19 protein-coding genes are annotated in these 23,858 nt (G+C 43.2%); 17 read left to right on the top strand and 2 right to left on the bottom strand.

Going from position 1 to position 23,858, the window contains the following annotated elements; all coding sequences use genetic code 11:
* The first annotated feature begins 67 nt into the window (after positions 1-67).
* The 5 genes from hflX (at position 68) to A8708_RS30285 (ending at position 6,474) form a co-directional block, all read left to right on the top strand.
* Complete coding sequence (hflX, locus tag A8708_RS30305; RefSeq protein WP_068670070.1) at positions 68-1,396, top strand: GTPase HflX; 1,329 nt, start codon at positions 68-70, stop codon at positions 1,394-1,396.
* Positions 1,397-1,427: 31 nt separating this feature from the next.
* Positions 1,428-2,648, top strand: coding sequence for a methionine gamma-lyase family protein (locus tag A8708_RS30300; RefSeq protein ID WP_420848641.1), 1,221 nt, complete (start codon positions 1,428-1,430; stop codon positions 2,646-2,648).
* Between the two features lie 95 nt (positions 2,649-2,743).
* The gene (locus A8708_RS30295; protein ID WP_047676992.1) at positions 2,744-3,154 is read left to right on the top strand and encodes a MerR family transcriptional regulator; all 411 of its coding nucleotides are present in this window, start codon (positions 2,744-2,746) and stop codon (positions 3,152-3,154) included.
* Between the two features lie 45 nt (positions 3,155-3,199).
* On the top strand, positions 3,200-4,540 hold the full coding sequence (glnA, locus tag A8708_RS30290) for a type I glutamate--ammonia ligase (protein WP_068670067.1): 1,341 nt from the start codon (positions 3,200-3,202) through the stop codon (positions 4,538-4,540).
* Between the two features lie 695 nt (positions 4,541-5,235).
* Entirely contained in the window at positions 5,236-6,474 is a 1,239-nt protein-coding gene (locus tag A8708_RS30285; protein ID WP_068670065.1) for an aminopeptidase, read from the top strand.
* A 72-nt stretch (positions 6,475-6,546) separates the two neighbouring features.
* On the opposite strand, the gene lexA is transcribed toward A8708_RS30285, so the two are convergent.
* Complete coding sequence (gene lexA, locus A8708_RS30280; RefSeq protein ID WP_068670063.1) at positions 6,547-7,164, bottom strand: transcriptional repressor LexA; 618 nt, start codon at positions 7,162-7,164, stop codon at positions 6,547-6,549.
* Between the two features lie 150 nt (positions 7,165-7,314).
* Here lexA and A8708_RS30275 point away from each other — a divergent pair, with 150 nt between their 5' ends.
* The 3 genes from A8708_RS30275 to A8708_RS30265 all read left to right on the top strand — a co-directional run bounded on the left by A8708_RS30275 (position 7,315) and on the right by A8708_RS30265 (position 8,875).
* Positions 7,315-7,710 carry a LysM peptidoglycan-binding domain-containing protein gene (locus tag A8708_RS30275; protein WP_204787676.1) on the top strand — a complete coding sequence of 132 codons (396 nt, stop codon included), beginning with the start codon at positions 7,315-7,317 and terminating at the stop codon, positions 7,708-7,710.
* Between the two features lie 143 nt (positions 7,711-7,853).
* Positions 7,854-8,039, top strand: coding sequence for a DUF896 domain-containing protein (locus A8708_RS30270; RefSeq protein ID WP_056620911.1), 186 nt, complete (start codon positions 7,854-7,856; stop codon positions 8,037-8,039).
* 41 nt (positions 8,040-8,080) lie between these two features.
* Entirely contained in the window at positions 8,081-8,875 is a 795-nt protein-coding gene (locus A8708_RS30265; protein ID WP_068670059.1) for an HAD family hydrolase, read from the top strand.
* A gap of 86 nt (positions 8,876-8,961) precedes the next feature.
* Here A8708_RS30265 and A8708_RS30260 read toward each other — a convergent pair whose 3' ends face one another.
* Positions 8,962-9,501, bottom strand: a complete 540-nt coding sequence (locus A8708_RS30260) for a 1,2-dihydroxy-3-keto-5-methylthiopentene dioxygenase (protein WP_068670058.1) — start codon at positions 9,499-9,501, stop codon at positions 8,962-8,964.
* 215 nt (positions 9,502-9,716) lie between these two features.
* Here A8708_RS30260 and metH point away from each other — a divergent pair, with 215 nt between their 5' ends.
* The 9 genes from metH to A8708_RS30215 all read left to right on the top strand — a co-directional run bounded on the left by metH (position 9,717) and on the right by A8708_RS30215 (position 23,723).
* Entirely contained in the window at positions 9,717-13,154 is a 3,438-nt protein-coding gene (gene metH, locus A8708_RS30255; protein ID WP_068670054.1) for a methionine synthase, read from the top strand.
* Between the two features lie 100 nt (positions 13,155-13,254).
* Positions 13,255-14,184: a ribonuclease Z gene (rnz, locus tag A8708_RS30250; RefSeq protein ID WP_068670051.1), complete on the top strand. Its 930-nt coding sequence runs from the start codon at positions 13,255-13,257 to the stop codon at positions 14,182-14,184.
* Between the two features lie 305 nt (positions 14,185-14,489).
* Positions 14,490-17,738, top strand: a complete 3,249-nt coding sequence (locus tag A8708_RS30245) for a discoidin domain-containing protein (RefSeq protein ID WP_068670049.1) — start codon at positions 14,490-14,492, stop codon at positions 17,736-17,738.
* A 159-nt stretch (positions 17,739-17,897) separates the two neighbouring features.
* On the top strand, positions 17,898-18,671 hold the full coding sequence (locus tag A8708_RS30240) for a GNAT family N-acetyltransferase (RefSeq protein ID WP_068670047.1): 774 nt from the start codon (positions 17,898-17,900) through the stop codon (positions 18,669-18,671).
* A gap of 17 nt (positions 18,672-18,688) precedes the next feature.
* The gene (locus tag A8708_RS30235) at positions 18,689-19,612 is read left to right on the top strand and encodes a lysophospholipid acyltransferase family protein (protein ID WP_068670045.1); all 924 of its coding nucleotides are present in this window, start codon (positions 18,689-18,691) and stop codon (positions 19,610-19,612) included.
* A 17-nt stretch (positions 19,613-19,629) separates the two neighbouring features.
* The gene (locus A8708_RS30230; protein WP_068670043.1) at positions 19,630-20,625 is read left to right on the top strand and encodes a metal-dependent hydrolase; all 996 of its coding nucleotides are present in this window, start codon (positions 19,630-19,632) and stop codon (positions 20,623-20,625) included.
* A gap of 188 nt (positions 20,626-20,813) precedes the next feature.
* Complete coding sequence (locus tag A8708_RS30225) at positions 20,814-21,374, top strand: prepilin-type N-terminal cleavage/methylation domain-containing protein (RefSeq protein WP_068670041.1); 561 nt, start codon at positions 20,814-20,816, stop codon at positions 21,372-21,374.
* The gene (locus A8708_RS30220; protein ID WP_068670039.1) at positions 21,358-21,894 is read left to right on the top strand and encodes a PulJ/GspJ family protein; all 537 of its coding nucleotides are present in this window, start codon (positions 21,358-21,360) and stop codon (positions 21,892-21,894) included. The genes A8708_RS30225 and A8708_RS30220 overlap by 17 nt, the downstream gene beginning before the upstream one ends.
* Before the next feature lie 11 nt (positions 21,895-21,905).
* Positions 21,906-23,723, top strand: coding sequence for a hypothetical protein (locus A8708_RS30215; protein WP_068670037.1), 1,818 nt, complete (start codon positions 21,906-21,908; stop codon positions 23,721-23,723).
* Positions 23,724-23,858: the final 135 nt, after the last annotated feature.

Below are 23,858 nucleotides of genomic sequence, written 5' to 3'. Positions count from 1 at the left end.
GGAATAGGCCATGTAGGCCTTATTTCAGTCCTAATAAGTAATCTGATGGAAGTTAAAGGAGACGACTATGAAAACTACTTCACATATGGTTGAAAAAGAAATTGATGACAGAGCAGTACTCGTCAGTTTGATTACACAGAAGCAGAAGAAGAATGAATTACTGGCAGAATATTCGTTGCAAGAGCTTGTGAAACTGGCTGAGACAGCGGGTGTGCAGGTCTTGGAAACGATGACACAGAACAAAGAAGCCAAGGATACCAAATGGTTTATTGGGAAAGGGAAGGTTGAAGAGTTAAAGCTGATGTTGGAAGAGCTTGGCGGGAATACGGCGATCTTCGATCAAGAGCTTTCCGGTGCGCAGGTTCGCAATCTAGAAGCAGCGCTTGATGTGAAAATTATTGATCGCACACAACTTATTCTGGATATATTCGCACAGCGTGCCAAAACACGCGAAGGGATTATTCAGGTTGAATTGGCGCAGCTTAGCTATCTCTTACCTAGACTTTCAGGGCAAGGGAAAAACTTGTCGCGTTTAGGTGGCGGTATTGGGACAAGAGGACCAGGGGAATCGAAGCTGGAAACAGATCGTCGGCATATCCGCGGGCGTATTGACGAGTTGAAAGCGCAGCTGGAAGAAGTTGTTCGTCACCGTACGTTACATCGGGAACGTCGTAAGAAAAGTGGCGTTTTCCAAGTTGCTTTAGTGGGGTATACCAACGCAGGAAAGTCTACATTGTTGAAACAATTAACACAAGCAGACGTCTATATTGAGAATCAACTATTCGCAACATTGGATCCGACTTCACGCACAATGGTACTGCCAAGCGGCAAAGAAATCGTCCTCACAGATACAGTTGGATTTATTCAAAATTTACCTCATGATCTCGTCGCTTCGTTCCGCGCCACATTAGAAGAGGCGAATGAAGCAGATTTGATTCTGCATGTTGTAGATAGCTCTACGGATATGCGTAACGAGCAGATGCGCATTGTACAGGAAGTATTAGAGGAGCTTGGCGCTCATCAGAAAGAACAAATCACCATTTTCAATAAAATTGATCTCTGTCCTACAGCTGATCTGGAGTTGCTTTCAACAGAAGGCGAATTCATGAAAATGAGTGCCTATACGCCTGAAGATTTGGAACGTCTTCGCATCACAATTGAGAATAAGCTCATGGGTGATAGTAAAGAGTTCCGCATTCCTGCCAATAAAGGGGATATCATTGCTCTCATGTACCGCATTGGTGAGGTGCTGGAGACAGATGTGGATGGGGAAGACATGGTTTTCAAGGTAAGGGTGAACAAAGAGGATTATGTGAAACAAGCTTATTTGCTTGTTGATTATGATCAATCGACAGCCATGCCAGGGCAGGACGAGAACGAGGGAGAGAGCAACTAAGATGCATTTCGGGGAAAAAGTAATGGATAGAATGGCAAGGGCGGAGCAGCGTGTAGAGAGCGCATTTCGCCAAATCGAGAAAACCATCGACATCAATCAATGGAAGGTGATTCGCGCCTTTCAGGAACATAAAGTAAGTGATTATCATTTTGCTTCTTCGACAGGTTATGGGTACAATGATCGAGGCAGAGAAGTGCTTGACCTTGTCTATGCGGATGCAATGGGAGCAGAGGCAGCACTTGTTCGTCCGCATTTTGTTTCAGGGACACACACCATTGGTACCGCTTTGTTCGGTGTTTTGCGTCCTGGCGAACACCTACTTTACATCACAGGTAAACCCTATGATACGTTGCACAAGGTTATTGGCAAGCCAGGCGATGGCACGGGCTCCTTACAAGACTTTGGCATCGGCTACGGTGAAGTCGCGCTCTTAGAGGATGGTTCGCCAGACTGGCAGGCGATCGCAGCAGCCATACAGCCGAACACGAAGGTGATCGGCATCCAGCGTTCACGCGGCTACTCGTGGCGGCCGTCGTTCACCGTCGAACAAATCGGCGAAATGGTCCGATTTGTCAAAGAGATCAACCCAGAGCTGATTGTCTTCGTGGACAATTGCTATGGCGAATTCACAGAGCCGCAGGAGCCGACGCAGGTAGGCGTCGATCTGATGGCCGGCTCGCTGATCAAGAACCCCGGCGGCGGCATCGCCCCTTCGGGCGGCTATATCGCCGGGCGGCGCGACCTCGTGGAGCTCGCCGCGTACAGATTGACCGCCCCCGGCATCGGGGGCGAGGTCGGTGCCATGCTCGGCGCGACGCGAGCGATGTTTCAAGGGCTATTCCTTGCCCCGCATTTGGTGGGGCAAGCGGTCAAGGGCTCGGTCTTCGCGGCGGCGATATTCGAAGACCTCGGTTTCGTCAGCTCTCCGCGCTGGGATGCGGCGCGAACGGACTTGATTCAAGCGATCCGCTTCACGTCGGCGGAGCATTTGATTACCTTCGTGCAAGGCATCCAGAAGGCGTCTGCTGTCGATTCACATGTCGTACCTGAACCTTGGGACATGCCTGGGTATGAGCATCCTGTTATCATGGCTGCAGGAACGTTCATTCAAGGAGGCAGCTTAGAACTATCCGCAGATGCGCCAATTCGTGAACCTTATATCGCTTATATGCAAGGTGGCTTGACCTATTCACATTGCAAGTTAGGTGTACTAACTGCCCTCCAACATATGGAAGATAAGGGATTACTGTGAAAAATTAAACTGTGAACAAACCTGACACTCCTTGACACGTTTTTGTTAGAAAGGTACAATGAGAATGAGGTACTTACTGACCAGGAGTGATTAGCATGAGTGATGAAATACGTAGGAATATGGCGTTATTCCCCATAGGGATCGTCATGAAGCTAACAGATTTAACAGCACGACAAATTCGTTACTATGAGCAGCACGAATTAATCATCCCAGCTCGAACCGCCGGTAATCAAAGGCTCTATTCGTTTAATGACGTAGAACGTCTTCTTGAGATTAAAGATTTGATTGAAAAAGGCGTGAACATTGCGGGTATCAAGCAAGTTCTTATTCCTGTGGATAAGGACTCCGAAGATGCAACGATTTTAAACGAGCACACCGAAGTGAAACGGAAAGAATTAACCGACTCTCAATTGCACAAAATGCTGAAGCAACAATTGATTGGCGGAGGGAAACGTCCGGATCAAGTTTCTTTGATACAAGGCCAGTTGTCCCGATTTTACAAGTAAATTCGGTAGTTTAAATTCCTTAACATTCGAGAGGAGAATGCGCACGTGACCTATAATAATAACTATAGTAAAGATGATATTCTTCGCATTGCCAAAGCTGAAAACGTTCGCTTTATCCGTTTGCAATTCACAGACTTGATGGGAAGCATTAAAAACGTTGAAATTCCTTTAAGCCAACTTGAGAAAGCGCTTGATAATAAAATGATGTTCGATGGTTCTTCTATCGAAGGGTATGTACGTATTGAAGAATCAGATATGTATTTATATCCTGATTTGGATACATGGGTTATCTTCCCGTGGGTTACAGAAAGCAAAGTCGCTCGATTGATCTGCGATATCTATATGCCTGACGGTACTCCGTTTCCTGGAGATCCACGTGCCATTTTGAAGAATGCATTGAAACAAGCAGAAGAAATGGGCTACACAGCGATGAACGTTGGACCTGAGCCAGAATTCTTCTTGTTCAAAACAGATGACAAAGGCAACCCAACGACTGAATTGAATGACCAAGGTGGTTACTTCGATTTGGCTCCGATGGATCTTGGGGAGAACTGTCGTCGGGATATTGTGTTAACACTGGAAGAAATGGGCTTCGAAATTGAAGCTTCTCACCATGAAGTAGCGCCTGGTCAGCACGAAATCGATTTTAAATATGCGGATGCGATTAAAGCTGCCGATCAAATTCAAACGTTCAAACTTGTTGTTAAAACAGTAGCGAGACAGCACGGTTTGCACGCGACATTTATGCCGAAACCGTTGTTCGGAATGAATGGTTCAGGTATGCACTGTCACCAATCCTTGTTCAAAGGTGAGACGAATGCCTTCTACGAGGAGAGCGACAAATTAGGATTAAGCACAGTTGCAAGACAATATATGGCTGGTGTTCTGCGTCATGCGCGTTCTTTCGCAGCAATTACGAACCCAACTGTTAACTCATACAAACGTTTAGTTCCTGGTTATGAAGCTCCTTGTTATGTAGCTTGGTCTGCTAGTAACCGTAGCCCAATGATTCGGATTCCGGCTTCCCGTGGTCTTAGCACACGTGTTGAAGTTCGTAACCCAGATCCAGCGGCAAATCCTTACCTCGCGCTTGCTGTTTTGCTTGCAGCTGGATTGGATGGCATCAAGAACAAAATGCAGCTTCCTCCGCCAACAGATCGTAACATCTATGTAATGACGGAAGAAGAGCGTGAAGCAGAAGGCATCCCTAGCTTGCCTCTTAACTTGAAACAAGCGCTAGATGAGTTGCTTCGCGACGATGTCGTTTGCGACACACTTGGTGAGCATGCGCTAGCGCATTTCTACGAGTTAAAAGAAATCGAGTGGGATATGTACCGCACGCAAGTTCACCAATGGGAGAGAGATCAGTATCTGTCTCTGTACTAGAATAATTGGAACCCTCGACGCTGAGCGTTGGGGGTTTCTTTGTTTTTATCACTATCCTAATCTGTTAGCGGTGTGAGCTAGGAAGGAGTTAACCTATCTTAATAGGGGGGAGACTGCTACATCATCTGCTTATATACCTCCATTTATGCGTGCGGTGAGAGCTGAGTGGAAGTGAGCGCTGAATCAATGAGAAGTCTATAGATTAAATGTAAGAACGGGGTGTAGATTATTCATTTAAACCAATAAATAAATGAACAGGGAGGAATCTACTGTGATCTCAGCAATTAAATGGATTTTCTACAGCTAAAGTAGAGAAAATAGAGAGAATTCGCAATATAAATGGATTTCCTACATTTAATTTTATCTATTTAACTCGATTTGATCGATAAAGTTAAAAATAACTACATATTTTCCATCTAAGTAGATTTTTTGAAGGATTTTAGGTCAAATTACTGTATGTTTTCCAGCTAATTCGAGTTGCTTAGTAGTTTCTGCCCCAAAACCATCATTTCTGCAAGTCAAGTCTTAGCACCTCAGCACCCAAGCACTCTACTAACCGAGCAACTGTGCCCCATTCATTGCCAATGACTAATTAGGTATTGTATGATTAGAGGGACAGCTAGATACGTATTGCCCTTCAGTCTCGCATGGAATGTACTGATGGGCTTTTTAACGCGAAGGAGAGTAATTGAACAATGGACAATTTTAAACGTAATTTAGAGAAGTATGCAGAGTTAGTCATTCGAATCGGTGTTAACTTAAATAAAGGTCAAGATTTGTTGGTGGAAGCTCCCATTGAGACATTGGATTTAACAAGATTAATCGTTCAGAAAGCGTACGAGGCTGGAGCAAATTTTGTCCATGTGCATTGGCAGGATGATGTGGTAACTCGCAATAAATTTGATTATGCCTCCGAGGAATCAATGGATTATTATCCGGAGTGGTATACGACGATGCTCGAACGTTTTGTAGAAAACGGAGGAGCTTTATTGAACATTAAAGTACCGAATCCGAATTTATACGATGGTATAGATGCCAGTTTAATTTCTCGAGCATCGAAAGCCGCTTCAACAGCTAGAAGCAAGTATCAGCAATATGTGCGAACAGGTGAGTTCAGTTGGTGTTTAATTAAAGCTCCTACGGAGGCTTGGGCTTCAATTGTGTATGGAGATCTGCCCGAGGAGCAGCGAGTTCCTGCGATGTGGGATGCTATTTTTAAATTCAACCGTGTCTATGAAGAAAATCCTGTTGAGGCTTGGTTATCACATTTGAATACACTGAAAGCTACACATAGCTTGTTGAATGAAAGAAGTTACAAAGCTTTACGTTACCGGGCTACGGGTACGGATTTACGTGTCGAACTGCCGGAAGGACATATTTGGCTAGGTGGAGATAACGAGAACTCGCGCGGTATTCGCTATGTAGCCAATATGCCGACGGAAGAAGTGTTCACCATACCTAATCGCTCAGGTGTTAATGGTACTGTGGCAAGTACGATGCCATTAAATATTAATGGGGCGTTAGTGGATCGGTTCTCTTTTACTTTCGAAGATGGAAAGGTCGTAGATTTTCAAGCAGAAGTGGGTTATGACCACTTGGCACGTTTATTGGATATGGATGAAGGCGCGCGTTATTTAGGTGAGGTTGCACTCGTGCCATTTGATTCGCCGATTTCCAATGTGAATCGTATTTTCTACAACACAGGTATTGATGAGAATGCTTCTTGCCACTTGGCGTTGGGTAGTTGTTACCCGATTAATCTCAAGGATGGAACCAAGTTATCGAATGCAGAATTGAAGGCACGCGGAGGGAATAGCTCATTAATTCATGTAGACTTCATGATCGGGTCAGCAGAACTTGAAATCGATGGGGAACTAGAAGATGGTTCGATCGAACCAATCTTCCGTGCAGGGAATTGGGTATTGACGTTTTAAATGTAAAAAAGCAAGGCTCTTAAGTGAAGTTCACTTAATGAGCCTTGCTTTTTTGTGTCGTATCTGCCGTACTTACATATCCCGGAACAAACCAATTACTCGTCCAAGAATCGTTACATTCTTTAATAGGATAGGTTGTAAAGCAGAGTTCTCTGGTTGAAGGCGAATATGATCCTTCTCTTTGTAGAAACGCTTTACAGTAGCTTCATCATCTTCCGTCATCGCGACAACGATATCACCGTTATTCGCCGTTTGTTGTTGTTTGACAATAACATAGTCACCATTATGAATACCAGCTTCAATCATACTGTCTCCCATAATGCTTAGCATGAACACGTTGTTGTCACCAACCATACTTGTTGGAAGTGGGAAGTAATCTTCGATATTCTCTGTAGCTGTAATAGGAACACCAGCTGTTACTTTACCAACAAGGGGAACACGAGCAACGGAGACAGCGAATTGAGATTCTGCACCATCGAGCCCTAGAATTTCAATTGCACGCGGTTTGGTAGGATCTCGACGAATCATGCCTTTTTTCTCAAGACGTTCCAAATGGCCGTGTACGGTAGAACTGGAGGCAAGTCCAACAGCTTCGCCGATTTCTCGAACAGATGGCGGATAACCCTTATCTTTCACTTCGCTCTTAATGAATTCCATGATTGCTAGTTGACGCTGCGAAATTTTACTCATAAGATATCACTCCAATACTGGTAATCATTACCCAAAGTATAACATAGAACCCGAGTTCGTACAAACATAAGTTCGAGAAACTGTTGACTCAAACATGTGTTCGTGTTATTCTAAGAACAGAACAAATGTTTGGGGGATGATATTATGTATATGGCTTATTCACAATCAAATGGAAGAACAACACTTCAAGGTACTGCTCATGCATCCAAAGGGATGACGATTAAACGGGGTTATGCGAAACTACTACTTCGTTTCTTAGTGATAGCAGTAATTCTTGGAACTGTGTTTTCGTTCGGTGCGATCGTACAAGCCTATGCAGGTGATGGCAGTGTAACTGTGTCTACACCGATCCCTTCCGCACAACCAATTGCCGATGCTACGCAACACGAGAAGGTTGTTATTCAAAGTGGTGATACACTTTGGGGGATTGCAGAAACTCACAGAAAGAAAGGCAAGAACACACGTTCTTATGTCGAGAAATTGAGAGCATTTAATCACTTATCCAACAGTTCCTTACAAGAAGGGCAAGTTCTATTACTACCTTAATGAGCTAATTAATTGTGCTTGTTATAGATGTTTGTTCGAGGCATAGCTGTTTGTTGCTATGTCTCTTTGTGTTGTTTCCTTGACATTCCTAATCGGTGATGGCAAAGTAGTATTCATATGAAATTTTGACTGGGAGGATTACAATGAGTGACAGCATGGATAAGACAATTGAACGAATCAATGAACTAGCTCGGAAGGCAAAGACAGTTGGCCTAACAGATGCAGAGATTGATGAGCGAAATGAGCTAAGGAAAATCTATATTAATGCATTCAGGGGTAACCTGAAGGTTCAACTAGACTCCATTAAGTTTACTGACGAAGAGAAATAACCTTACTACAATAGATACTACATTCAAAGGGGAAATGAATGATGACGTTAAAAGCTGTGCTATTTGATTTAGATGATACGCTGTTATGGGACGATCGAAGTGTGGAGGAAGCATTTGCTGCAACTTGTGCAGAAGCGGCGAAGCATGTGAATGGCTTGAATCCAGAGGAATTAGAAGCATCAGTTCGTAAAGAAGCTAGGAGTTTATATGAATCTTACGAGCCGTTCCCATTTACCAAAATGATTGGAATTAACCCGTTTGAAGGACTATGGGCTAATTTCACGCAAGGCAAAGATGAGAACTTCCGTAAATTAGAGAAATTAGCCCCTGGCTACCGAACTGAATCTTGGACTAGAGGGCTTGCTGGATTGGGGATTGAAGATCGTGAGTTAGGGTACAAGCTTGGTGAGTTATTTGCAGCCGAACGCCGTAGTCGTCCCTATGTATATGAAGAAACCTTCCGAGTATTAGATGCGTTGAAAGGGAAATACAAGCTTCTTCTTTTAACCAATGGTTCTCCTGACTTACAAAAAGAGAAATTAGCAGGCGTGCCTGAGATTGCTTCCTATTTTGACCACATCGTGATTTCTGGTGAATTTGGGCAAGGGAAGCCAGCTCCAGCAATCTTCCATTATGCTTTGAGTCTTCTTGATATTACTCCAGAAGAAGGAATTATGATCGGGGACAAGCTGACAACAGACATTTTAGGATCTGGAAGCATCGGCATGCGCAACATTTGGATTAATCATCACGGACTCAAGAGTGGCGATGAAATTGTACCTGCTTATGAAGTGACGCGTCTTCAGGATATTTTACCGATTATCGATAAAGGTTAATTTCGAGTAGAAATAAAGCCCAACAGCTACTTAAGACGCAATGGTCTAAAGTGCTATTGGGCTTTATTGTTTGGTATGAAGCTGTATTAAGCTTTGATAAAGTCAGGATCATCAATGTTATAAGCGACCCAGCCATCTTTTTCGATGAAAAGGCGAACAGCGACGATTTCACGGTTTTCCATTAAGGTGAAGAAATGGTTCGTGTTCTCGGGTACGGAAATCACATCACCTGGCTCAAGCTCAACATCGAAATAGCCAAGCTCTTCGGATTTGATGATGAATATCCCTTTACCAGATACGATTGCGCGGATTTCATCTTCCGTATGCGTGTGTACTTGTTCGAATTTTTTCAATAACTCTTCGATATTCGGAGTTACGTCAGATAGGGAGATAACATCCCAAATTTCGTAACCGCGTCGAGCAGCTAGATCTTTAATTTCAGCTTCATAAGTGGAAATGATTTCTGCTTTCTCGTCATCGCTAAGGATGAATTTCTCACGAAGTGCTACAGGAAGCTTGTTCGCATCCCAATGTTCGTATACAACTTCTTGACTATCTAAGAAGGCTTTAACTTCCGCTTCGCCCTCGATGCGCTCATTAGTGTTACGGATTCTAATCTGTGCCATGTGATATCCCTCTTTCATAAATAAATATATACATATTATAGTGGATATCAAGCTAACTGTCGATGGAAGGAAATAAATTTTTCCGATAAAACCCATAGGAATAAATGTTAATTCAAAATCTTTTCATAGAAGCCGTATTCTGTTACACTAAATCTTAACATAATTTGTCGTTTTTTATGATTCTGCGTTAGGAAAAGTTGAAAGGGAGTCTAGTCATGAAGAAACCACCGATTCAAGAACAACTTAAGAAGAAGATTATGATCCTAGATGGTGCCATGGGTACGATGATTCAGCAAGAGGATTTGACTGCTGAGGATTTCGGAAGCGATGACCTGGACGGATGTAATGAGATTCTATGTGTCACACGCCCAGATGTTATTCAAAAAATTCATGAAGCTTATTTCGCCGCTGGCGCTGATATGATAGAAACGAATACGTTCGGAACGACCAGTGTCGTACTGGCAGAATATGATTTGCAAGACCGTCATCGCGAGTTGAACATCGCTGCTGCGAAATTGGCGATTGCTGCCGCGGAGAAATATTCAACACCAGAATGGCCGCGTTATGTTGTGGGTGCAATGGGACCGACGACGAAGACCTTGTCCGTGACAGGTGGTGTTACGTTCGAGGAATTGGAAGAAAGCTACTATCAACAAGCGCTAGCACTTGTCGAAACAGGCGTAGATGCCATGCTGTTAGAGACTTCTCAGGATACACTGAACGTGAAAGCAGGCAGTATCGGAATTCGCAGAGCTTTTGAAACATTAGGTGTAGAACTTCCTATCATGATCTCGGGTACGATTGAACCAATGGGGACAACGCTTGCTGGTCAGAATATTGAATCCTTCTATATTTCTCTAGAGCATTTGAAGCCAATTTCCATGGGATTGAACTGTGCGACGGGGCCGGAATTTATGAGGGATCATATTCGTACGCTTTCTGGCATTGCGGATACAGCCATTAGCTGTTATCCGAACGCAGGTTTGCCAGATGAGAATGGGCATTATCATGAGTCTCCAGAATCTTTGGCCAAAAAGATGGCTGGCTTTGCTGAACAAGGTTGGCTTAACATCGCTGGCGGTTGCTGCGGTACGACGCCTGACCACATAAGAGCAATGGCAGAAACACTTGCGAACTATACACCACGAGCAGCATACGGCACACATCCACCTGCGATATCAGGGATCGAGACCGTTTATATTGAACCAGAAAATCGTCCCATCATGGTTGGTGAGCGAACGAATATCTCGGGATCCAGAAAGTTTAAGCGTCTGATTAAAGAAGGTAAATGGGAAGAGGGTTCGGAAATCGCCCGTAATCAGGTGAAAAATGGCGCTCATGTGATCGACATTAACCTGCAGGATACAGATATTGATGAAGCTTACGCGGTAGAAGAATTCATGCAAGAAGTGGTAAAAAAGGTTAAAGTTCCGTTGATGATCGACTCGACTTATGACCATATTATCGAACTTGGACTCAAATATTCCCAAGGAAAAGCGATTATTAACTCCATTAACTTGGAAGATGGCGAGTCGAAGTTTGCGGGGATTCTTCCTCTCATTCATCGATATGGTGCATCGGTTGTTTGTATTCTTATTGATGAACGTGGGCAGGCGGTATCACGTGAAGCCAAGATCGAAGTTGCGACACGTTCGTACGAACTCTTGACTGGCAAATATGGTATGAATCCAGAAGATATTATTTTTGATCCCAATATGTTCCCTGTAGGGTCTGGTGATCCGCAGTACATTGGTTCTGCTGTAGAAACTATTGAAGGCATCAAGCTGATCAAAGAGAAGTATCCACTCGCCAAAACGATTCTAGGTCTAAGCAACATTTCATTCGGTTTGCCGGATGCAGGTCGTGAGGTTCTGAACTCGGTTTATTTATACCATTGTACCAAAGCTGGACTTGATTATGCGATTGTCAATACGGAGAAACTAGAGCGGTATGCATCGATTCCTGAGACAGAGCGTCAGTTAGCAGAGGAGCTCATTTATAATACGAACGACGATACATTGGCCCGGTTTGTTGCCCATTTCCGTGAGAAGAAGGTCGAGAAGAAGGAGAAGATTTCGAATTTATCTCTGGAAGAAAGACTGGGTTCTTATGTAGTTGAAGGTACGAAGGAAGGCTTAATCCCGGATTTGGAGATTGCACTTCAAACGTATTCCCCACTAGAGGTCATTAACGGGCCGCTCATGAAGGGTATGGAGGAAGTTGGTCGATTATTCAATGGTAACGAACTGATCGTTGCTGAGGTACTTCAAAGCGCTGAGGTCATGAAAGCATCCGTAACTTATTTGGAGCCTTTTATGGAGAAATCGGAGACTGCGGTTAAAGGGAAAATCATCCTGGCAACGGTCAAAGGGGACGTTCATGATATTGGGAAAAATCTCGTTGAGATCATCCTCTCCAATAATGGCTACAAAATTGTCAATTTAGGGATCAAGGTACCGCCAGAACAAATTATTGAAGCTTATCGCAGAGAGCAAGCGGATGCGATTGGACTATCTGGATTGCTCGTTAAATCTGCGCAACAAATGGTTATCACTGCACAGGATTTACGGACTGCAGGTGTCGATGTACCGATTCTCGTCGGTGGGGCTGCGCTCACTCGGAAATTCACGAAGACGCGCATTCAACCAGAATATGAAGGTGTGGTACTCTACGCCAAGGATGCGATGGATGGTCTTGATATTGCGAACAAACTGAGCGACCCTGAGCAGCGCAAACGGTTGATTCAAGAGCTTCGTGATAGCCTGGAATCTGATGTCATGGATACTGGACGAAAAGAAGAGAAACTACCACAGCTTACACGTGTGAGTTCTTCTGCGGTTTCTAAGGATCTGCCTGTTCAGGTGCCGCAAGATACGGATCGTCATATTTTACGTGATTATCCGATTAGCCATCTAATGCCTTATGTGAATATGCAGATGCTGTTAGGACATCACTTAGGTTTGAAAGGTAAAGTTGAGCAACTGTTGAGTGATAAGGATTCCAAGGCACTTCAGTTGAAGGATACGGTAGATTCCATTCTTCATGCTGCCCAACATAACGGTATCATTAAGGCTCACGGTATGTATCGTTTCTTCCCTGCGCAGTCGAATGGGAATGATGTGATTGTGTATGATCCTGCGGATACTAGCAAGGTGCTGGAGACATTTACATTCCCTCGTCAAGATAAAGAGCCATATCTCTGCTTGGCAGATTATTTGAAATCCGTAGAAAGTGGAGAAATGGATTATGTAGGATTCCTCCTCGTGACAGCTGGACACGGTATTAACGAATTGGCAAAAGAATGGCGTGACAGCGGGGATTATTTGAAATCCCATGCGTTGCAAGCGACAGCGCTTGAAGTAGCGGAAGGTTTCGCGGAGCGCGTTCATCACATCATGCGTGATGTCGTGGGCATTGCAGACCGTGTCGATATGACAATGCAAGAAAGATTTGGGGCCAAATACATCGGACAACGATTCTCATTTGGATATCCAGCATGTCCTGATCTCGACGATCAAGCGAAGCTCTTTAATTTGCTGAAGCCTGAGGATATCGGCGTTGAGCTGACGGAGTCGTTCATGATGGAACCGGAAGCTTCCGTGTCTGCAATTGTTTTTGCGCATAAAGAAGCGCGTTATTTTAACGTAGGATAAGAAGGCGAGAGCGAGGCAGCTCGTGTGAACGATTAGGTTCCGCGGCATCCTCGCTTTCCGTTTTGGCGAAGTGATATTGAGATAGAATGGGGTTTGTTTTGTGGACTTGTATTTTCTAGGAACGGGGGCAGGTATGCCCTCCAAACAACGCAATGTAACCTCAATCGCCTTTAATTTATTAGACGAACGAGGAACCTATTGGCTTTTTGATTGTGGTGAGGGGACGCAGCAGCAGATTTTGAATTCTCCTGTGAAGCTCGGACGAACGGAGAAAGTGTTCATCACACATTTGCATGGTGATCATCTGTATGGGCTCCCAGGATTATTGACGAGCCGCTCTTACTTAGGCGGAGATACGCCGCTTACCCTATATGGTCCCCGCGGGCTCAAGCAATTCGTAGAAACTGCGCTGCAAGTCAGTGGAGCTCATCTGAGTTATACCCTTCATCTTGTAGAGCTTGAGGAAGAAGGAGTTATTTTCGAAGACGATAGCTTTCTTGTAGAGACGGCTCGTTTAGAGCACCGAATTGAATGTTTTGGTTTTCGCATCGTAGAGAAGGATCAACCCGGCAAGCTATTAAATGAAAAACTAAAGGCGATTGGTGTACCTCCAGGTCCAATCTATGGACAGCTGAAATTTGGGCACACAGTACAACTTGAGGATGGTCGGACGATACATGGGCAAGATTTCTTAGGAGATCCAGTTGTTGGTCGCGTGGTCGTTATTTTGGGAGATACACGCTATTGCGAGGGGGCTAAAAGGTTGGCACGAGGTGCCGATGTTCTTGTTCATGAAGCGACTTTTGCCATGGATAAGCAGGAGCTCGCCTACGCCTTCGATCATGCAACATCGACGGATGCAGCACGGACTGCACAGGAAGCTGGTGCGAATGCACTGATTATGACCCATCTAAGTTCGCGATACCAAGGGGAAAGTGTAACTGAACTGCTTCATCAGGCGCAGCAAATTCATCCGAATAGTCACTTAGCAAGAGACTTCTGGAGTTATGAGATACCGCGAAAAGTATGAATCTATAAGCTTCTCCTATTCAATATGAATGGGAGAAGCTTATTTTTGTATCCGAATGTCAATTTTTTATGTTCATCTCATACACTAAACAAAACCAGATGAAATCGAGGTGAAGGTATGGAAATTACACTTGGTGAAGTGCTGCTTTCTATCTTTATATCCTCGATCTTCTTCATTATGATTAAAGAAATAAGAAAATCGTATAAAGATTCAGAATAGTTAGAAGATTAGATCGAAAGCCCTATACGCAATGATAGGGCTTCTGATAAAATAAATGTAAACGCTTAACATGATAGGGGGTGGACATGACGTATCCGGTTTACAGAGCGACTGTATGCCAATTTGCCGTACTCATTTTTACTGTAGTCATAATAGGAATTCTAAATCTATCGAGTGATACGTATGCCGCTGAAATACCTGTCTCTCAAGGTAAATCTGCTGTGGCATCCTCTGTTACAGGGGCTACATATAGTGCGAATCAAGCTGTGGATGGTTTCATTTATACCAAATGGGTAGCTAGTAATATACAACTTCCTCAATGGTTAACCGTAGATCTTTCGCAAAATGTACATGTTTCACGTGTCGAAACTGTATTTGAGCACGTAAATAGTTCCTATGCGTACAAGATTGAATCTTCATTGGATGGTATCAATTGGAGTATTTTCGCAGATCGTTCTGCAAATACTGCTGTCAATTTCCCTTATTACACGGACAATGGCGATGTTCTTGCAAGATTCGTCAGATTACAAGTAGTAGGTGTTGGCTCACCAGGAGATCAAGCCAGTGTGTTTGATTTTCGCGTATATGCAACGAATGAGGCACTGACGCTTCTATCACAAAATAAGACGACGGTTGCCCTATCTAGTTTTTCAGGTTCCTGGGGATCTGACAAGGCTGTGGATGGTCAATTGTTGACGAGTTGGGCACCTAGCGGTACATCATTGCCTCAATGGCTGATTGTGGATCTGGGGCAACTTCGCAATGTTCAGCGCTTTGAAACAACGTATTCAAATATCCAGGATATATATGGTTATAAAATTGATTTCTCCATAGATGGCATTACATGGTATACCTTTACGGATCGAACGGGGAACATGCAAGCAGGAGATCCGCGCTATGTGGATGAAGGGAATGTCACGGCACGATACTTTCGATTAACTACTACGCGTGTAGCCTCAGGAGGGTATGCAAGCGTGGCGGAATTTCAAATATACGGACCAGATGGAGGTTTGAATTCGAATTCCAATCCACAAACGCTATCACGTATATATTTGGATAATGAAGGTTATAGTCTGCAACCAAGTGAAACGAAAGCTAGTTACTTAACCGGAGTTTACGCGAATGGTAATAGCTTTACAATCCAATCTGGAGCCACCTACAGAATTACGAATACAGCTGTTGCTACAGTCAATACAAATGGCGTTATCACGGGAGTTGCCCCTGGTTCAACAACGTTAACGGTAACTTTTAACGGACAATCGACGACAGCCAGCGTAACGGTATCCTCAGCTTTGGCAAATTTGAATCGGATAGCTTTTGACTCTTATTCGTATTCACTCCAATCAGGTGCAATTCGTTCTCCTTATGTAACTGGGTACAAAAATGATAACAGTACACAAATCTTGACAACGGGTCTGACTTATACAAGTTCAAATCCGGCTGTGGCTAGTATAAATTCAAATGGCATGGTGACAGGCATTTCACCTGGTGTAACGACGATTACAGCATTTTATGGCAGTTACACAGCATCGGCGAGTGTGAATGTGACAACGACGGTTAGTCGAATTGAAGCAGATGAAAGTTCGATTAATCTGGAAGTAAATGGGTCACAGTATCTTCAAATAACTGCGTATGACTCGCAATATAATGTCAATGACGTAACTTCTAATACGAGCTTCACAAGTTCAAATTCATCTGTCGTTACGGTAAGTAGTAACGGTTATATCACAGCATTAAGTGCGGGGAGCGCTATCATTACTGCAACTTATAATGGACTCTCTACAACGATTTATGTCACAGTAGGCTTCAAAGACATAGCAGCTCCAACTTGGAATTATGGCTCCAATGTAACAGTTGCACCAGGTTCGGGTTCATCTGTTACGTTAACTTGGTCGGCAGCAACAGACAATGTAGGCGTTATTTCTTATCGGATATATAAGGATTCGGAGCTTCTAACAACGGTGAGTGGAAGTGAGCTCAGTACGCAATTAACAGGCTTGGCGGCAGGTGCCAATTTGAGTTTTAAAGTTGAAGCCGGAGATTTAGCGAATAATTGGTCCACTACGGGACCTAGTGTAAATTACACGTTAACAGGAGTTGCGAGGTCTTCGGGTTCACTGGCACGCCTTATTACCAGTCAGCGCGTACGTGAAGCAGCTCCTGATGGCAGTATGCTCTCTAGATTCCATACCGATGTAAGTGAGTTGCGTGAGGCAGTTATCGCATTAAATGAGGGGACGGCTTCCTCATTGGTGTTACCAATTCAAGATGATCATGATACGACAATCGTCGAATTTGCATCCAATGTATGGAATGATTTGCAAGCTATGAACGGGAATATCCAATTGGATATGAATGCTATTCAGTTTACAATTCCATTGCTCCTTTTCAAAAATCATATAGGAGAAGCAGAAGCTTCTAATGGCATTTTCTCTGTGATTATCCGACACGAAGCAAATCAACTTGCAGAAACGCTGAAAGAAAGAGCTGCTGCCGAACAAACGGCTTTGCTGCTGACCAATCCAATTGAGTTTGACATTCAAGTTGGTGGTGTTCCGCTTCGTCATTATGAGAACATGCAAGTGGAGAGGTCGATCACTCTTCCAGGTACTTCTTATTCAACGAATGTAACTGCTGTTCGCTTACATGTCGAAACAGGAGAGGTAACCTTCGTGCCATCACTCTTAACAGGAAGCGACGGAGCGTGGAAGATGGTTATTAAAGATCAATATGGTGGATTATATACCATCATTCAGAAGGATAAGCATTTCGAAGATATGAAGATGCACTGGGCACGAGAAGATGTTGAGAAACTGGCTTCCAAAAGGATCATTACTGGGGTAGATGAGCAAAATTTCGCACCTGAGAAGGAAATTTCTCGTGCTGAATTTGCAACCTTGCTCATTCGTGCCCTAGGTATCGAAGTAAACGGATCGGATGCTGGAACCTCTGCTTTTCAGGATATTAAAGACAATGATTGGTATTCCCAGATGGTCAATACAGCAGCTAAAGCTGGTCTGATCGAGGGGTTTGAAGATGGAACCTTTCGCCCCTTACTGCAAGTGACCCGTGAACAGATGGCGGCCATGATCAATAGAACGATTCAAATCACAGGCAGCCAGCAAGTAAATGATGCCCAGGATACCGTTCTTACGCCATTTGTAGATCAACATGCAATCGACAACTGGGCAAGGCAAGCAATGGCGTTCACCCTTCAAACCGGATTAATCCAAGGTGTCACAGAGACACAGCTTAACCCCAATGCCTATGCGACTCGAGCGCAAGCGGCGGTCATGTTGAAGCGATTACTAATTTATTTAAATTTTATCAATTGATAAGTTCTACGAAAACAATTCGCCTTTGGCGGATTGTTTTTTTTGTTTTTTCACATCAAAATCTCAAAGCTTACAAAACCTTCACAACCAGCATATCACCAGAAAATAAAGCTTTGCTAATCTGGATTTGTAAACTCTAGTTGAGAGGCGTGAGGAAGAATGAATGGAGTACCTCTATTGACGGCGCCACAACCTGCCAAGCTGATGGTGAAGCTTGCGAGGAATTCACAAGAAATTGAGCAAGCGATGCGATTGCGTTATCAGGTTTTCGTGGAGGAAGAGAAAAATTTACGTCTACGAAATGAAAGTAGATTGGAAATGGATGCCTACGATGAATATTGTGATCACCTCATTGTTAAAGAACTAAAGTCAGATCAGGTAATAGGCACGTATCGTCTGCTTCCCGGTAATCGGGCATTGGAGACGATCGGTTTTTACTCGGAAACGGAATTTAATTTGGATAGCTATAGCAGTTTGAAAAAGCAGTCCTTGGAATTAGGCCGAAGCTGTATAGCGCCTGAACACCGCGGCGGTAGAGCGATTGGCATGCTGTGGGAAGGGATCGCAAGTTATATTCACAATAGCTCATATACACATTTAATCGGTTGTGCAAGTGTTCACATCCCGACGATAGAAGAATTGAATGAAATTTACACCCTGCTTCTCCGAAAGCAAGTATTGACGGATCGCTATGGGATTAAGCCTCTTGAGACGCATCGGATCACTGGTTTATCTCAGATTGAACTAGCTGGCAATGAAAAAGAACTGTTTCGGAAGCTGCCTCCTTTGATGAAAGGTTACCAGTGGCTTGGGGCAGAAATTGGTGGGGATCCCGCCTACGATGTGTTATTCGGAACAGTAGATTTTTTCATTATTTTTCAAAAAGATAAAATTACAAGTCGATATAAACGACACTTTCTGCCAGCTGACTGAGACGAGGAGGACTTATCTTGTACGAATGGATTGCCAAACTAACTTTGGATAATGGTAGACAAAGCCGTTTGGCGCGCGTGTTGCCAATCTTTCCATTGTGGCTGATGTCCTTCTTTTGTGCCGTGCTAGCCGCATTATTGTGTGTAGTTTCGCGTAACGAGTTTCTAAAGCGCGTGGAACAAAATCTGGCTGATCTTCTATTCCCGATTTCCAAACGGAAGCTAAGGTCAATTAGAAGGCGTTATGTACGAAATGTCGTTTACTCGCTTTGTGAAATTCTGTTAATGTCGGATCGCCTGCATGAAAGTAATTTTAAACTGCAAGGAGAAGAGTACTTGCAGGAAGCGCAGCAATTAGCCAATGGGAAAGGGTTTATCATTTATGCGCCGCATGTAGGCAATTTCTTCAGTTATTATTGGTATTTTACGAAAAGGTATAATTGTCTTACTGTGGCTTCGGCTGGCAGTCCAGAATTGTTGCCTTTGTATATGAAATTCGCAGAATTAGGATGTAAAGGCTTGGATTACGATCGTGTTCCTCCGCTGGAGTTATATCGGACTTTGAAAAAGCACGTACAATCCGGTGGCGTTGTGTTTCTGCTAGGCGATTTCTGGAGATCTTCCTTTCCTGTATCCAAATTATTCGGTAGAGTTACCCGAACACCTGAAGGTGCGGCAATGTTAGCACTTGAGCAGCAAGTGCCAATTGTTCCTTTTTATGGATACAGAAAGCGAAATTTTAAGCATCAACTTATCGTTGGCTCTCCATTAAATCTGCATGCCCAAACCGCTCAAGCTGCTTCGCGTTCGGCTAGGGCAGATACGAATCTTATTCTGAATAACTTTATCGAACGGGTTATTCGTGAACAGCCAGCTTCTTGGTTTTATTGGTTTAATGCCCATGAGAGATGGGAGAACGTGCACCAGCAAGCAAGAGCATAAGGACGGAGGGGTTCAGAATGGATTCAGGAAGCCACTTATTATTTGGCATTAGTCTTGCAGGACTTGCGTGTTTGGCACCTGGCGTCGTTCAAGAGCCAACACTAGTACAGGCAATTCTAGCTGGGACTCTAGTGGGGTCGTATGCACCGGATTTTGATACAGTAGCCCGCTTGCGAGGATATGGCAGCTATGTTCGCATTCATCGAGGTGTGACACATTCATTACCAGCATTATTCATATGGCCACTATTGATTAGCTTGCCGCTCGCCGCGGTGTTTGGTGTATGGGAGCATTACTTTAGCTTATTTCTGTGGACGTTTCTAGCAGTGGTCTGCCATGTTGGGTTAGATGCGTTGAATGTCTATGGAGTCCAATGTTTGCGGCCTTTTACGAAAAAGTGGATTCATTTGGATACACTGTGCCTATATGATCCTTTCTTGTTTGTGCTTCACGCGGTAGGTGCAATTTTATGGTTTGTCGTTTGGCGGGGAGAGGCAGGCAGCCATATTGGTGAGATGTATGCGCTGATATTCGCAGCCACGATTTTGTATATTGCGACGCAAGCCTCTCAACGGAAAGCTTTGGAGAAGCTTGTGCAGAAGGAGTTAAAGCTAACTACAGGGGTTTGTCGTCTCGTGCCCAGTTTAAGTTGGTTTTATTGGCAGTTTATTTATGAGAGTGACACTAGTTTCTATCTGGGTGAACTTCGCTCAGGGAAGGTCATTGTTCTTGAACAGTATAGCCGGAAAAATTACAATTCTCAGGGCTCTCATCCAATTGTGAAAGCAACCATGAGTACAGAAGGTGTTCGTTCTTTCCTCCATTATGCTCAAAATGTATATGTGAGCTGGAAAGAAAAGAATGGCGGTTATGAAGTACAGTGGCGAGACATGCGCTTCTGGTATAAACGCAAATTATCTTTCGGAGTGGACGTGCAGTTGGATGGTAATATGAATGTGGTTAGTGATCGAATCGGGATGGATAAAAAGGCTTGGGATCCACCGTACGTGTAAAATAAGCAGGAAAAGCTTCACTCCATAAGGGAGTGAGGCTTTTTGGTATTGGCGGGAAATACGAAGAGTGCCCGATTTGTCATTTTATAAGGAGGATACATGGCTGTTTATATTGGGTATATGGTATAATAGTCCTAGGTATATAGTTGCATTTATTCGATAATATGAGAAATGGGAGTCCGATAGAGATGAATAAACGAAAAGCGAACGATGAGGGTTTCACGCTTATTGAAGTGTTAGCTGCAACTGTCATTCTGTCGGTGGCTTCACTTGCTATGATGTCCTTTTTCATCAACGCCATGTCGTTTAACAAAGGTAATCAGAATAAGACTGTGATGGTTAATTTGGCGCGTAACGCTTTATTTTATATGGAAAAGCAGCGCTTTACGGATGTGAGGGATTATTTTGCTAATGTGGACGAAGTGGAAGACGGGAATCCAGTTATTACGTTTGCAGGTTGCTCATATGACAGTGCATTACATTGTTCGCAAAGTAAAAAAAGAGACTATCTAATGAACTTTTCTGGTATACAAAATATTTTGTCGCCGAATATTAATGGACGCGATTATGAAATTACCATTACTTATCAGAAAAAAATTGATCAGGAAAATTCACAAAAAAGTGCATTAAACGGGAAAGCGATTCAATATTTGATTCCAATTCGCGTGAATGTTAAATCAGCGTCAGATCCCAATCGGAGAAATGAAGCATTCGTAGAGGGGTATGTCATCAATGAGCAAATTCGTTAAATTAATTAAAAATGATCAGGGAATGACCTTGATTGAGCTTATTGCCACTTTAACGATACTATCTCTTGTCATGGGGTCGATATATGGTGTTATCACCTTTGGGTTTACGGCTTACAACAAAGTGACAGTTGAGAATTCCTTGCGTGATGAAGCAGACATCCTCATGTCGACTATTATGTCCGAGTTATATACGTATGGTCCTACTTCTGTTCGAAACAATGTGAATGATAATGGTTTAACGTTAGAACGTAAGGGGACATTCGTTACAGAAACCGTGCCTAATAAACAAATTCTAATAAAAAATGGGACCCTCTTTATCAAGAATGATACCGATGCAGAGGGGATAGGAGCTATTTCAGATCTGAAGTCACACTTGTTGGCGGGTTCCAAAATCGAATTGGATTGTGGTAGGGCCACCTCGTGTACGGATGGATTAATCAGTATTGTTCTTGTACTTCAACAGAGTGACCAGAAGCAGCAACTACATCAGATAACGACAGAGAGTCGATTTGGATTCTAGGAGGGGAACTCGTGAATCGCTGGAAAGATGAACAAGGTGCAGCACTGTTAATCGTTCTTTTTATGATTATTGTATTTACTATGCTGGGTATGGCTGTTCTTAGCGCAAGTTTAGGGGGGGCGATAAGAACGGAAACAAAGCAAAGGGATGTGCAAAGTTTACATCTTGCTGAGAAAGCATTGAATGAAGCAGTAGCAATTCTTAAAGCTAATTTAGATGGTGAGGATATTAGTCCAGATGCGATTTCGTATCAAATTAGAGATGAAATTCTGCCCATTATTAATGGGAATATTATGGAGACGGACTATCAAGAGAAACCTGTGATTAATGCAAGTGTCAGCGGTAACCCACCTGTCGTCCTCGTAGAAGCTACAGCTACCGTAAACGGCGTGAAAAGGACACTTAAACAGCAAATAACAATTAATACCTATCCGGATATGCTGAATTATGCTGCAGGTTCGGAAGGGAATCTCATCCTGAATGGTTCACCTTATTTTCTGAATGGTGATTTGTATGCAGGTGATAAACTGAAAATTAAAAATGAAGCTAACTATCTCTATAACGACCCAAATGAAAAAAGTGAGTCAACAAAGTTTCCGGTTTTAAATGGAAGAGCCTTTGTACAATCCTTTGATAAATTCACCTATTGTGATGGGAAGAATGGAACAATAGATTGCACCAACAATTATATGTCTATAAGTCATACGTCGGACTCGGGTGTAACAACAATTCCTGTTATCCTGAACACGGAGAAAGATAATGTGCAATTTAAGTCAAAGGAAAGCTTTGTTCAGCTGAATATGGATGAATCATTTATAGATAAGGTAACGGAGGCTCTACACGGGGATAGTGCTTTAAGAACACTTGTCCAAAGAAAGTACTATGAAAGTATCCCTAATTTAATAACTTATATCGATGATAGTTTACCTGAACCGCAGAAGTTACCAAGTTTGCCGCTCAATCCAGAAGTTGACGATGTAAAAAACTATAATACTAGGCTTCAAACGTTTATCGATACGATAAACACATTCGAGCTAGGCGGTATTACTGTGCTCTACAAAGGTAATTTTAATATGGGTATAGGGGGAACATTTTCGCAACTTATATATACCCCTGATGCGAAGGGGAGCCGAACAGGACATTTATCAAATGCTGCTCCTTGTTTAGAAACCTATTGTAATAGCAATTGGTTTATTATTGATGGTGACTTAAACATCGAGCCTACAGCAGATAATTCGCCAATAAAAATCAGAGGGAATATTCTAGTTACAGGGAATGTGAATATTCAAGGGAACGTCGATATTGATGCTACGATCTTTTCGCTTAGTAATTATCAAGCGACTTCTTCGGATAGTAAAGCAGGTGTTGTTCCATTGAAAATTACCACTGGTGTGGAAATCAGTGATGCGAGTATTAAAGGTCTTAACAATAAAGAGTTGTTGCTCATGTCAAAGGGTAAAATATTAATTACTCGTGTGAATTCGTTTAAACCTCTTCCTTCTTCTGGATATCCTAGTACAAGTGATGATATTACTAGACTAGATGCTTTCTTTTATACAGAGGATGATGCTGAGTTGTATGGAGTAGGCTCAGTGTTCTGGATAAAAGGCGGATTCTTTGCGAGGGGAGATCTAACGATTAATGCTTTAAGAGGAAATACCGAGCCGGATATAAACTCTAAAATTGTTGCCTTAGGACAAACCAATGATGAAAAATTTTCACGCTTTATCATTGATTACAAACAGGACATTTTCACTAACCAGAATGTTGGCCTTCCACGTGTAAGAGGGATTAACCTGAAAACAAGCAAGAAAGTTCAAACGCACTAGAACAAATCAATGTTAAAAAAGGCTATTCCGAGATTTCCTCGGTATAGCCTTTTCTGTGTGGCGTGCCCAGAGGCACGCATTATCTAGTTGGTGAAAGTCCAACCAAGGGAGGGGCCAGGCCACCTTTGTAGCTAG

Source organism: Paenibacillus oryzisoli, assembly GCF_001653565.1.
GTDB lineage: Bacteria > Bacillota > Bacilli > Paenibacillales > NBRC-103111 > Paenibacillus_E > Paenibacillus_E oryzisoli.
Note: the sequence above shows the minus strand (reverse complement) of the source record. Positions and strands in the feature narration are given on the sequence as shown.

What these genes read in the sequence shown, in the direction of transcription:
- hflX (WP_068670070.1), top strand. Translation starts at nt 68, where the DNA reads ATGAAAACTACTTCACATATGGTTGAAAAAGAAATTGATGACAGAGCA.
- A8708_RS30300 (WP_420848641.1), top strand. Translation starts at nt 1,428, where the DNA reads ATGGCAAGGGCGGAGCAGCGTGTAGAGAGCGCATTTCGCCAAATCGAG.
- A8708_RS30295 (WP_047676992.1), top strand. Translation starts at nt 2,744, where the DNA reads ATGAGTGATGAAATACGTAGGAATATGGCGTTATTCCCCATAGGGATC.
- A8708_RS30285 (WP_068670065.1), top strand. Translation starts at nt 5,236, where the DNA reads ATGGACAATTTTAAACGTAATTTAGAGAAGTATGCAGAGTTAGTCATT.
- lexA (WP_068670063.1), bottom strand. Translation starts at nt 7,164, where the DNA reads ATGAGTAAAATTTCGCAGCGTCAACTAGCAATCATGGAATTCATTAAG.
- A8708_RS30275 (WP_204787676.1), top strand. Translation starts at nt 7,315, where the DNA reads ATGGCTTATTCACAATCAAATGGAAGAACAACACTTCAAGGTACTGCT.
- A8708_RS30270 (WP_056620911.1), top strand. Translation starts at nt 7,854, where the DNA reads ATGAGTGACAGCATGGATAAGACAATTGAACGAATCAATGAACTAGCT.
- A8708_RS30265 (WP_068670059.1), top strand. Translation starts at nt 8,081, where the DNA reads ATGACGTTAAAAGCTGTGCTATTTGATTTAGATGATACGCTGTTATGG.
- A8708_RS30260 (WP_068670058.1), bottom strand. Translation starts at nt 9,501, where the DNA reads ATGGCACAGATTAGAATCCGTAACACTAATGAGCGCATCGAGGGCGAA.
- metH (WP_068670054.1), top strand. Translation starts at nt 9,717, where the DNA reads ATGAAGAAACCACCGATTCAAGAACAACTTAAGAAGAAGATTATGATC.
- A8708_RS30245 (WP_068670049.1), top strand. Translation starts at nt 14,490, where the DNA reads ATGACGTATCCGGTTTACAGAGCGACTGTATGCCAATTTGCCGTACTC.
- A8708_RS30240 (WP_068670047.1), top strand. Translation starts at nt 17,898, where the DNA reads ATGAATGGAGTACCTCTATTGACGGCGCCACAACCTGCCAAGCTGATG.
- A8708_RS30230 (WP_068670043.1), top strand. Translation starts at nt 19,630, where the DNA reads ATGGATTCAGGAAGCCACTTATTATTTGGCATTAGTCTTGCAGGACTT.
- A8708_RS30225 (WP_068670041.1), top strand. Translation starts at nt 20,814, where the DNA reads ATGAATAAACGAAAAGCGAACGATGAGGGTTTCACGCTTATTGAAGTG.
- A8708_RS30220 (WP_068670039.1), top strand. Translation starts at nt 21,358, where the DNA reads ATGAGCAAATTCGTTAAATTAATTAAAAATGATCAGGGAATGACCTTG.